Source organism: Nostoc sp. UIC 10630, assembly GCF_010747425.1.
Lineage (GTDB): Bacteria > Cyanobacteriota > Cyanobacteriia > Cyanobacteriales > Nostocaceae > Nostoc.
The window spans coordinates 1-11,496 of sequence record NZ_JAAGOG010000221.1; the positions used below are offsets into that span (position 1 = coordinate 1).

The following is an 11,496-nucleotide window of genomic DNA, read 5'->3' on the forward strand; positions in this document are numbered from 1 at the left end:
GGCTCACTTCCCCAATTTTTATATTCCTAACTCACCCTGAATTCTATTTTTCCTCTGCCTAAAGTGACACAAGAGGGATATGCAATATAGCGCAATATTTCTCTAGAAACTTCGATTACTGATAATAGGCAGATGATTCACCATTGGGTGCAGTTGTGAATCTAGCTTCTACCGTGCAATATAAAACTGCCCTAGACGAAAGCTGGAGCAGTTTTTGATAGAAGTAAATTATATAGGAGACTTTTAGTGTTGTCCCCGCTTTAGCCATAGTAAATACCGTTATATAATACTCTTCACCTCAAATCTCATGCTTTACGCAAAAAACGAATAATCTTGAAGTTGGCATTACAAAGTTTAGAAGTCAGCCTAAGCCACCCTATCACAGACGGCATCCGTGATTTTGAGCTTCTTCCTTGGTGGGTTACAGGATATGGTTGCTGGTGATGGGGTGCTAAGGAGAAGGAATCTGGGGATAGAGTTCGTAGGGTTTGAGAGTTTGAGAGAAAGTTGCACATGGCGTAATCTATGGATCTTTTCTTAAAAAGCGCAGAAATAGATTGCTTTGTGATCAACTTTCTGCATTTTGCCCTTGACTACATCTGAAGGTTAAGAATGCAGACTAGACAGCGCTTCCGGCTATTATGCAATATAGTTTTCTCCTTGCTCCTCTTTTATCATTGCTTTCAGCTTTTAGGATGTACCTCATAGCTGCCGGAAGTGCTGTATATGATACCAAAAAAGCAAGGGAGATGGGGATTTGGAAGAACAATTAAAATAAAAGCTGACTTCTAACCCCCCTACCTCAGCACTGCTAAGTTGCGTTAATCGTTATAGGAAATAAAGTCACTCTCGCCTATCAAGCTAGGATTGGTGTCGCTTATAAAGGCTATTAACTCATTTGTGGAGGTAACAATAATAGAAGTACTATTGCCACTTGCAGAAGAGATTGTCAAAGCCCCAAAAGTCAAACCATCAGATAAACCTAGTCTATCAATGCCGTCTTCAAAGTTATAGATGGTATCAATACCATTGCCTGAAGCGATAACAAAGATATCTGCACCGCCTTGCCCGTAGAGGTGGTCATTGCCAGCACCACCATTAAGTAAGTCATCTCCATTACCACCGCTAAGGTAATCAATGCCAGCACTACCGATGAGGCGATCGTTTCCATCCTCTCCATAAAGGTAATCATTGTTACTTCCACCAATAAGGATGTCATTACCAGCACCGCCGTAGAGATTGACGCTACCTAGACTAAAGGCTGAAGCATCCAAGATATTGTTATTAGCACCACTACTCAGCGTTGCCCGTTCGATGTTGCTGAAAATGTCATTACCTAATCCAGCAAGTTGAGTGTTTGTTAAGGTAAAGTTGACATCAGCTGATTCGCTTAACCCATCAATACCGTCGCCACCATCTAAGACATCATCACCGACACCACCGGAAAGGGCATCATTACCAATTCCACCATCAAGAGTATCATTATTATTACCCCCATCTACATAGTCATTACCAGCATTACTGATGATGTAATCATTACCATCCTTCCCTAAAAGATAATCGTTGCCAGCACCACCATTGATCGTATCATTACCAGCGCCCCCAGAAAGATTGACGCTACCTAGACTAAACGCTGAAGCATCTAAGGTATTGTCACTAATACCACCAGTTAGTATTACTTGTTCAATGTTGCTGAAAACGTCGTTACCTAAGCCTAAAAGTTGACTGTTAGTTAACGTAAAGTTCACATCAGCGGATTCACTGAGAAAATCATAGCCATCGCCACCATCAAAGATATCATTACCTGCTCCGCCATACAGATAATCATTACCAAGACCACCGATGAGGTGATCGCTTCCATCCTGACCGTAGAGATAATCATTGCCATCACCAGCATCGAGTATATCATTACCCGCATCACCATAGAGAAAGTCATTGCCAGCACCACCATAAATGGTATCTCTGCCTGCTTGTCCATAAAGGCGATCGCCGCCATCGTAACCGTAGATGATATCATCAGCTAGGGTTCCTGTTAGTTGTTCATCTGAAGATGTACCATATATGGTATTTTCAGTGACATCTTTCAGGTTGATTGTAACGGTTTGGATGCTGCTGGTATTAAAGCTGTCGCTAACAGTAACTTGCAATTGAAAGTTAGGGTTGCTTTCAAAGTCGATTTCGTCGCTATCATTAACAGTAATTTGTCCGGTGGTAGAGTTGATGTTAAAAGCAGCTTGACCATCGGCATCGCTATCGAAGTTACCATCAATAATTGTCCAGTTGGAGAATGTGCTACCATCCACATCGGTAGCAATAACAGTACCAACCACCGTACCATTGGCAACACTTTCATTCACGCTAAAGCTTTGACCTGGGGTAATTACAGCCACATCATTGACCGCATTCACGTTAATAGTTTTAGTAACGCTGGTACTGGTACCACCGTCGCCGTCAGTCATAACAAAGCTGACAGTCCGGGGAATTGTTACAGGATTTTCTGAGACATTGTTGTAACTAATGCTGCGTAACAATGCTTCAACAGCAGCAGGTGTGGCTTTAGAAGTAAAGTTAATTACCAAGTTTTGAGTGCCAATACCACCACTGTAAATGGCAATTAAACTGCCATCATACAGAATTTCTGTACTATTGACTACAATCTTATTTGTGGCACTGCTTTGAATTTCAAGACGGTCATCGCCAGTACCATTAGCACTGAAGTTAACAGTCAGCTTACCTGTGTCGAAGTTCTGCGAATCAGGGTCGGTGATAGTTGCAGTAGGATCGATAATAATCGCAGGAGCATTTTCTGTGTAAGTAGGATTAGTTCCTGGTAAGTTGATGGTAGGAGATTTATTTTGAGAATTACCCAGGTAGCTAACTACAGCAAAATTACCTTTGGACTCTCCCACTAAAAAGATTCTGCCATTAGAACCCAGCACAACATCGTCAGCCATATCAAGGCCGTTACTGATGGGGGTGATAACTTTACCAGCATTGCCAAAACTGTTATCTAAGCTACCATCGCTGTTGTAGCGCACGACAGCAAAATCTGTAAAATCTATACTGCCACCATTAATAGCATAGCCACTAGCAACAATTTTACCGTCCGGCTGAATAGCAATCTTTTCAATGCTACTGGTGCTGGAACCTAAATCGGTAATTACTTGACCGTTATTACCAAAGCTAGTGTCGATGCTGCCATTGCTGTTGTAGCGTACTAAGGCAAATTCATAGTTAGCTTGTCCTGCGACCACAATTTTGCCATCAGACTGAATCGCTAGACTATAGCTTTGACTATAGCTACTAGTACCGACTGCGGTAGTTACTTTACCGTTACTACCAAAGGTGGTGTCTAAGCTGCCATCAAAATTGTATCGTACCAGGGCAAAGACATTACTACCGTTGCTTGCTGTATATCCAGTGACGACAATCTTATTATCTGATTGAATAGCCAGACTATTAATTTCTTCAGAACCACTACCGATCGCAGTGATGACTTTGCCACTATTACCAAAAGTATTATCTAGGCTACCATCAATGTTGTACCGTATCAAAGCAAAGTCAAAATTAGTACCATTGTAGGTAGAACCTGCAACTACAATCTTGCCATTTGACTGAATGCCCAAACTATAGCCTTCATCAGTGCCAGTGTTGATGGAAGTAATTACCTTACCGTCAATACCAAAACTGCTGTCTACTGTACCATTGGCATTGTAGCGGGCAACAAAAAAGTCATTGTTGTTATTGCTTGTGTAAGCAGAACCAGAAATTACTATTTTACCGTCTGGCAGAATGGCAACACTGGCTTCTTTGTTGTTGTTGCGGATGATGTTTGTAATCAGTCTACCGCCACTACCAAAGCTAGTATCTAAGGTGCCATCAACGTTATAGCGTGTGAGGGCAAACTTAGTTCCGTAGTCATTAATGTTACTGCTAAAGGTATAGCCTAATACTACAATTTTACCATCTGCTTGAATGGCGGCGCTTGTGGCTTGATCGCGATCGCTACCCAAATCGGTGATTACTTTACCACCAATACCAAATGTAGGGTCGAGATCGCCAGCATTTAGTACCAGCTTGACGGTGACTGTTTCATTATTACTAATCGCAATACCGTCGCTGACGTTGACTTGCAAATTGACACTGGGGCTTGTTTGAAGGGTGAGGTCGTCAATATCATTGATAACGATATTACCAGTATTAGAATTAATAGTGAAAGCTGCATTACCGTCGTTATCTAAGTCAAAATTTCCCCCTACAATTGACCAGTTAGAAAGAGTAGTTGAATCTACATCCGTTGCTGTCACAGTACCAATTACGGTTCCGTTAATAGAATTCTGAGCTACACTGAAGCTATAACCGCGTGTTACAATCGGAGTATCGTTAACAGAATTGACTGTAATTGCTGCTGTGTCGGTGGTGTTGCTAAAGGCAGTGGAACCACCTGTTAAAGTGATGTTAGCAGTACCACCATTTACGCCACTGGTTTGATCCCAAGCACGGAAAGTAATAGCGTTGCTGATAGTACCATTATAATTAGCACTAGACTGAAAGTATATACGGCTGTTAGCATCCGCAGCTAACAGGCGAGCGCTACTCTCGGAGACGGTACCCAACTGATACCAATTTGCTCCATTATTGATACTGTACCACCATGTACCGTAACTACTATTAGTACCAGTCAGAGCAATACCTGTAACCGCTCCAGTGTTGGGATCGGTGACGTTGCTACCCAGACTCACTAAAGAAGAGACTAAAGTACCCACTGTTCCCACAGGTGCTAAAGCATCTTCGTTAACTGCGTTGAGATTAACTAAGGTATCGATGAGAGTGGGGGCAGTGTTAGTGGAAGTACTGCTTCCGCTGAAGGCATAATTCAAAGCAATATTGCCCGTATAACTTTGATATCCATCTACGGAAATGTAATAAGTTGTGCCGGCTGTGACTGCAAAGCTAACTTTACTAGCAGTAGTTCCACCACTATCATCGTTAGACGTAACCAGACTTAAACTGTTGAGGGCACTGCCTTTATAAACATAAAGGTAAGTGTCAAAATTACTACCAAAAGTATCAAATACCACAGTCCCAGAAGCCGGGGCAGTCCAACTCCACCATACAGAGTTGGTGGTTCCTGATTGAATTGGCTCACCTGATTCACTTGTGGCTCCTACATTATTGCCTGTACTACTGCCTGAATTACCAGAAAGTACGATTCGGTTAGCAAAGTTGTCATTTGAGGAAGCTAAAACGAAGTTGTAAGTTTTTAATATTTCTGGTTTGAATACCTGAGCAGTTGTCACCTCACCTCGACTGATTTCCAATTTCCAGTCTCCGCCTAAAGCAGCATTACCCGTGAGGTTGGCAGATCCAGCAATGCTAGCTTTTGTCAAGTTGTGCAACTTCTCAATGAATTCTTCCCCAGCATCTCCCGCAGCAACGTTACAGCCGTAGAGTAACAAAGATGGAGAGATGGAGAGATGGCAAGATTGAGAGAACCAGGTTTGTAGTTTCTGGGTGTATAGTTGCAATGTGCTAAGGCTAAGTTGGGTGCTACCTAAGTAGAGGCAACCAGGAGAACCATGAGAGACAATATGTACACTTTCAACTCCACGGTGCTGTGATAGGATTTCAGTAATTTGCTCTACCCCATCCCGGTTTTGATCAAGGATTACTGCCTCGGTTTTAGATACAATGGCATCTAATAATTTTTCGTAGCTATTTACTGAAGGATCTATGAAAATAATGCTTGTGGTTTTGAGGTTCATTATATTACATTTATAAGTTAACTTTGAGTTTTAATTGTTATAAAACCCTATTTTTAGAAAATGAGATATCGGGTTCTAGAAAATAAGAAACCATTATCCGGCAATCTAATTTAATGACTAAGCCAGATTTATTTATTTAAGACAAGAACACTTAATCAAAAAAATTACAGCCATGATATTAGTACTATTTTGCTGAGATTCAGTCTTAATTTCATCGATGTATTTCCTGAAATATTATCAAGATACTGTGAAGAGTCTTAAAGAGTACAGTAATCAGGGGTAGCGCCTCTCAAACCCAATATTTTTATCTGCATCAAGAGCAAGCAAGTGCCCCATCATAGACATATTCGCTTTTTAAAGGCAACCCCAAGTACTACCACGTCCATAGACGGCATCCGCGATTTTGAGCTTCTTCCTTAGTGAGATGCAGGACATGGCTGCTGGTGATGGGGTGCTGAGAAGGCAAATCTGGGGATGGAGGAAGTAGCGACACCGGACAGCCCGTCGTAAACATCGCTCTTAAAGCGTGGCGTGGACATAACCTAAACTATTGAACCTGTTGCAAGAATATCGATTACCTATTGAACAACCTCTGTTTGGCTGCAATATGAATGCAGATAGTGTTAATTTGATTTTTGATGTTATTAAGCGAGTATATATAGTTAATCATCCCAAATATTGCCATATCCTGGCAATTATGATATTGGGTATTTAAAACAAAATATTGCATCAGCATTAAAGTTTAAGGTTCATTGCTTTCTTAATAAATTAAGTATGAGTTTAATCACCGAAACAATTACGATTAATGTGGAAGCCGACGAGAATAAGCAGTATATTTGTATACTGTCGCCTTCTGTTGACCAGCCCATAGATGAAATTCGTTGCTGTGGTCAAACCAAAGAACACGCTATAGCTATTGCATTAGAGCAGTTAGCCAGTAAATATCGTCAGATTGCCGAAGAGGGTCAAAACCAAGATTGGCTTGCAGTAGAGCGTTCTGAGTCAGGAGAAGTAATACAAAAGCATTATCATGTAATTTTATATTATGAACGGATTGGGATAGCAGAGTCTAAATTTGAAGCAATGCAGGATACGCTGCTGGGAAATACCGTAGTTGAAAATGCTAAAGTTACCTTGATTGAGATTGATGCAAATTTACCAGTCCAGCCTTTAACTTCATGATGGGCTAGATAATTCCAAATGAATCGGCAAGTAGGAGAAAACAGTAATGCAAAGTATCAAATTGCGTTCTCACGTAGGGTCTGATGGGATTTTACATTTAGAAATCCCTGTGGGGATAACGGACAAAGAAATAGAAGTGACAGTAACCTATCAACAGCTAGAACCATCAGCACGCCCAAAAACACCAGAAGAATTGGGATGGCCAGCAGGATTTTTTGAACAAACTTACGGTAGTTGTCAAGACGATCCAATTGTGATTGATTATGACATCTTCTCAATCACCTCATCACTCATCTGAATTTGGTTTTTTCCGATATTACGTTTGAGCAAGAAAATACCTGCATCATGCGCTTGCTGACCACCAGCACTAAAGCAAGCATCCGCGATAATTACTGGTTCAATACCGCGCTCAAAAGAGTCAATTGCTGTCTTGAAAATACAGCTATCAGTTTCAACTCCACAAAGATATATTTTGCTGATTTGATTAATCAAAATAAAACTCGAAAAATTTTCCATAAATGCAGAGTAATAAGGTTTATCAAAAATATTATGTATATATGGCTGAAGTTCATCAACAATACTCGTTTCTGGTTCATGTATCAAGCTTGACCAATGAATTAGCTTCACATAATTACTGTCAGCAGTATTGATAAATTTTGTGAATTCAACGAATTTACCAGCCTCTAAAAAACGCTCAATTAGATTAATGACAGTAGGAATAATATGTCTGCATTTTTCAGGCATAAAACCATTTTGCATATCTACTACAAGAAGGATTTCGCTCATTTGTGCCAGAATTTATTTAGATTAAGAGTTAAGACATTAAATAAAACAATATTATACAAGTAATCTCCAAGTCACAAGATGGAGTTTTTCAAGTAAAAAATATATGAGTAATACTGAATTTCATCCTTGCCCAATCTGTTCGACCCCAACTCGATATTTTTTAAGATATCCACGCGCAGTTTGTAATACTTGCTATGGCAAAGCAAGTGATGCTCAAGGACGAAAGTTGAGTTTCTTTAATACCTCAATGAGTGGAGGATTTGAGGGAATTGTAAGTGAAACTAAAGAGAAGTATGAAAGCCAGATTTGCTACATTGAGGGAGTGAAGTGCTGGGCACAGTCAGCTCGATTTGGCGGTATTGTGATTGAAACAATGATAAATGATGATTTTTCTAATCACTAGAAAACCGTATTTAAATTATTAACTTATACCCAGTGTTTGACCGTGGTCTATCAGATTGGGTGCGATTGCGTCCATCAAATGGGAACCATATTATGTAATTGCGTTCCTTGGCACCATGAAATTATTACATTTTCTCAAATCCAGACCAGTCATTATAGTTTTAGCAATTGCAGTAAACATCACTGGTATTGATGTACATTCTTCTAGTTCAAATCTTCCCATAGGCAAGAGTATAATTACTCAGTCCCAACTACAGATTCAACTTGTTCACACACTGACTGGGCATAAAAAAGTGACTTTTGGTGTTCGAGCCGTTGCAATTAGCTCTTCGGGGGAAACCCTAATAACTGGAGGTAGAGATGATACAATTAAATTCTGGAATTTACGTACTGGGAAATTGTTGCGTAGTTTAGACGCTCACTCAGATGGTGTTACTTCAATTGCGATTAGTCCAGATGGCAAGAGAATTGTAATTGGTGGGATAAGCACCCCAACAATGAAGGTTTGGGATTTACGCACTTTCCTTATGCTAAAGGGCGACAGTGGGCATACCCAACCGATAGAAACCGTTGCGATTAGTTCAGATGGTAGATTGATTGCTAGTGGCAGTGACGATGGCACAATCAAGCTTTGGGATTTACACACGCTTAAGCTGCTTGATACCATTCCTGCACACTCAGGATTTGTGAGTAAAGTTGCATTTAGCCCTGATATGCAAACCCTTGTAAGTGCTGGGGGTAGCGATGATAATACAATTAGGCTGATTGATTTACAAACTAAAAAAACACGCCATATTCTCAAAGGGCACAAAACCGGAGTTGATGCTATTGCCATTACTCCAGATAGCAAAAAGCTTGTTACTGGTAGTTTTGGTCAGCTAGTTTCTCGAAATCGTGCGATTAGTACCCTAAAGTTATGGAATCTTCAAACTGGAAAACTGCTGCATGAGTTTAGTAATAATTTTAATTCAGTTGAATCTCTTGCCATTAGCCCCGATGGAAAAATTCTGATTTGCGGCAATTATGATGGCAGTATTAAACTGTGGAGCTTAGAAACTTTAAAGCCGTTGCATACCTTTCAAGATGGTTCCAGTTCTGTTTTAGGGCTTGCTTTAAGTTTGGATGGTAAAACCCTCGTTAGTAGCAATGAAGATAGCATTATACATATTTGGCAAATTCAATAACTGCATTTGCGCTATTTTGGGTGAATGGGAATTCCTAAAAGGAGAAGCTGGTTAGGGATACAGAACTTAACTTTAACTATCGATATTCTCGCTCAAAAAGTACAACTAATTTCAAAGTAAAATTTTTACTAGTTTCTTAGAGTTGCTAGGGAAACCCAGAATAAAGGTAATATCTGAAGATGATGGAATCCCCAAGAAGTTATTACGATGCTGAGTTTGGACAGATGACATTGGAAGATAACTATTGGACTTTAGCACAATGTGCTGTTTTGGGCGATCGCCGTGTACCGATTTGTGTGGATTTTGAACAGGGGCAGATTGGAGAACTTTCATTGCTTCAGCGTGAAGCTATTCGGCAGGCTTTAGCCTTGCCACCCGATGTATTACGCATCACTGCTCCTCTGGTGCTGCAAAATTATGATGTATATCGTGACATGATTGGAGATGAGTCAATGCCTGTGTTGGCTAATCCGATTCAGGTCTGGGATCAAGTCACTTTCTCATATATTTATGTGGAGTATGACCTAGATATTGCTACCTTTAAGTTGATAGCTGAGTGTGGCTGGGACCCAGAACACGGCTTAGAAGTACGCTTTCACAATGGAGTAGCAGACGATGCAGATCAGATAGGTGAAACAGGACGGTAAAAACTATATAGCTTGGTATAAAACCGTGGTGAATTGAAGCATAGTGCTTATCGCTTATGATTACTGCTTAGTGCTACGATTGCTGAGTCCAAATTTACTTACATATACAAAAAAAGTTGTTTGAGCTATTAGAATTCCGAGCGCTGTACCAGAGAATGCTGCCTGAGCTTGAAAAATTGTAAGCTCATGAAGGTTTCGGGGTTCAGGGCCGAATTCTAGATGGAATTGCCATCTTGCTGCTTGTGGATTGGTAAGAAAACTCAGAAATAGACTTAGAATATAGCCAAGAACCGTAAATAATAAAACTGTAGGAATAGTCAGCTTTAAGTTTTGAAAGAGTAACGAGCGCATGGAGAAAATTGTTTAACTTTAAAGTTTTTACAACTATTCTGATAGTTACACAATTATGAATTAATTACGAATTACGAATTAGTAATTATTAGATAGTGCCTGGATTTTCCCCTGGTAAGCAGTTTAAAGAAAAAGTAGCGCCATAAAGCATAAGTAAGCCACCCTACCCAAAAGGTTGCCCCCAGCGCACCCAGTTCTCTTTATTGAACGGACTACGCCACTTCAAAATTAAGTTCAATTCCAATTCCTGCCGTGCGCGTCGGTCTGTGGGTGCATCCCACCAGAAAGCGATGCTCACGGAGCGTTGCAGTCCATAATGATGATGCAGTGAATGGTAACTATCTAGATATTGCTTGCATCCATGCTCACCTTTCCAGCGTTTACCAGATCGTCTTGTTTCACCAACATACAACAGCAAGGGCATAGCATTATCGATCACAAAATAAATAGCGGCGTTACCCGCATCTGTTGGCATCCTGAAAAACGCCATTGATTGCAAAGGTAGAGTAAAAGGATCTATCGCGTCTGGGTCGAAGCGGTTGGGTGTAATATCAAATAACGCCGTCTGTTCAGGTGGTTTGCTCTCCCTCACCCGTTGCTGATAGTGCAAAATCTGCGCTTTCCACTTCAGTAGGGCATCACCGCTCATCAGCAGTCCCTCTGCTCTGCGTACCGGCGTGGGCTTCACTTCTGAAAATAAGTTTAGCTGATTTGGTTCCAAGGTGAATACAAAGGGTGCGATCAACTAGCTGATTATCCCTGATGAAAGTGACATCCCCCAAAAAACACTACCAGAAGGCAAGCGGTTAGCCCTCAGAGAATGTCAAAGAATTATGAACTATGCCTTTGATATTTAATCCGCACTTGCTTAACGTCAAACTCAGATTCTAAAAACTCAAGTTTTTCTACTTGCTCAAATCCCAAGTTTTCAAACTGTTCCAGTTCTGAGTCTGATAGTGCCCAAGGTGGGCCATCCGGTTCAGCTTCTGTGTCTCGAACACGAGTAATCATCAAAAGTGTCCCACCAGGAGCCACAAGGCAGGCAACCGAAGAAATAGCAGCATAACGCACATTTAACGGTAACGCTTGAATGTTACGGCACTCGAACACAAAGTCAAAGGCTTGATGCCATTGTGCCGGAACTGCGAACAAATCTGCAACTACGTAGTTGACAGTTGA

At 40.8% G+C, this 11,496-nt stretch carries 8 protein-coding genes and 1 pseudogene; 5 read left to right on the plus strand and 4 right to left on the minus strand.

Annotation, left to right across the window (positions count from 1 at the left end; translation table 11 throughout):
- Positions 1–821 precede the first annotated feature (821 nt).
- Complete coding sequence (locus tag G1O98_RS32175) at positions 822–5,765, minus strand: DUF4347 domain-containing protein (RefSeq protein WP_163937028.1); 4,944 nt, start codon at positions 5,763–5,765, stop codon at positions 822–824.
- Between the two features lie 774 nt (positions 5,766–6,539).
- Between G1O98_RS32175 and G1O98_RS32185 the strand changes: the two genes are divergently transcribed.
- A complete protein-coding gene (locus G1O98_RS32185) occupies positions 6,540–6,947 on the plus strand; it encodes a hypothetical protein (protein WP_163937034.1) in 408 nt (135 codons plus the stop codon).
- A 46-nt stretch (positions 6,948–6,993) separates the two neighbouring features.
- The gene (locus G1O98_RS32190) at positions 6,994–7,245 is read left to right on the plus strand and encodes a hypothetical protein (RefSeq protein WP_163937037.1); all 252 of its coding nucleotides are present in this window, start codon (positions 6,994–6,996) and stop codon (positions 7,243–7,245) included.
- Here the strand turns inward: G1O98_RS32190 and G1O98_RS32195 are convergent.
- A complete protein-coding gene (locus tag G1O98_RS32195) occupies positions 7,209–7,733 on the minus strand; it encodes an isochorismatase family cysteine hydrolase (RefSeq protein WP_163937040.1) in 525 nt (174 codons plus the stop codon). The two genes, G1O98_RS32190 and G1O98_RS32195, sit on opposite strands and share 37 nt — an antisense overlap.
- 103 nt (positions 7,734–7,836) lie before the next feature.
- Between G1O98_RS32195 and G1O98_RS32200 the strand changes: the two genes are divergently transcribed.
- From G1O98_RS32200 to G1O98_RS32210, 3 genes are all read left to right on the plus strand, one after another.
- Entirely contained in the window at positions 7,837–8,136 is a 300-nt protein-coding gene (locus G1O98_RS32200) for a hypothetical protein (protein ID WP_163937043.1), read from the plus strand.
- Positions 8,137–8,251: 115 nt separating this feature from the next.
- Positions 8,252–9,319: a WD40 repeat domain-containing protein gene (locus G1O98_RS32205; protein ID WP_163937046.1), complete on the plus strand. Its 1,068-nt coding sequence runs from the start codon at positions 8,252–8,254 to the stop codon at positions 9,317–9,319.
- A 179-nt stretch (positions 9,320–9,498) separates the two neighbouring features.
- Complete coding sequence (locus tag G1O98_RS32210; RefSeq protein WP_163937049.1) at positions 9,499–9,966, plus strand: hypothetical protein; 468 nt, start codon at positions 9,499–9,501, stop codon at positions 9,964–9,966.
- Between the two features lie 514 nt (positions 9,967–10,480).
- Here G1O98_RS32210 and G1O98_RS32215 read toward each other — a convergent pair.
- Together G1O98_RS32215 and G1O98_RS32220 are read right to left on the minus strand one after the other, a co-directional pair.
- A complete protein-coding gene (locus G1O98_RS32215) occupies positions 10,481–10,966 on the minus strand; it encodes a GIY-YIG nuclease family protein (RefSeq protein WP_243458609.1) in 486 nt (161 codons plus the stop codon).
- 182 nt (positions 10,967–11,148) lie between these two features.
- A pseudogene (locus G1O98_RS32220) lies at positions 11,149–11,496 on the minus strand (TPMT family class I SAM-dependent methyltransferase); the annotation flags it as partial.

Excerpts from the sequence above, each read along its gene's own strand:
- G1O98_RS32175 (WP_163937028.1), bottom strand. The coding sequence starts at position 5,765 with ATGAACCTCAAAACCACAAGCATTATTTTCATAGATCCTTCAGTAAAT.
- G1O98_RS32185 (WP_163937034.1), top strand. The coding sequence starts at position 6,540 with ATGAGTTTAATCACCGAAACAATTACGATTAATGTGGAAGCCGACGAG.
- G1O98_RS32190 (WP_163937037.1), top strand. The coding sequence starts at position 6,994 with ATGCAAAGTATCAAATTGCGTTCTCACGTAGGGTCTGATGGGATTTTA.
- G1O98_RS32195 (WP_163937040.1), bottom strand. The coding sequence starts at position 7,733 with ATGAGCGAAATCCTTCTTGTAGTAGATATGCAAAATGGTTTTATGCCT.
- G1O98_RS32200 (WP_163937043.1), top strand. The coding sequence starts at position 7,837 with ATGAGTAATACTGAATTTCATCCTTGCCCAATCTGTTCGACCCCAACT.
- G1O98_RS32205 (WP_163937046.1), top strand. The coding sequence starts at position 8,252 with ATGAAATTATTACATTTTCTCAAATCCAGACCAGTCATTATAGTTTTA.
- G1O98_RS32210 (WP_163937049.1), top strand. The coding sequence starts at position 9,499 with ATGATGGAATCCCCAAGAAGTTATTACGATGCTGAGTTTGGACAGATG.
- G1O98_RS32215 (WP_243458609.1), bottom strand. The coding sequence starts at position 10,966 with ATGAGCGGTGATGCCCTACTGAAGTGGAAAGCGCAGATTTTGCACTAT.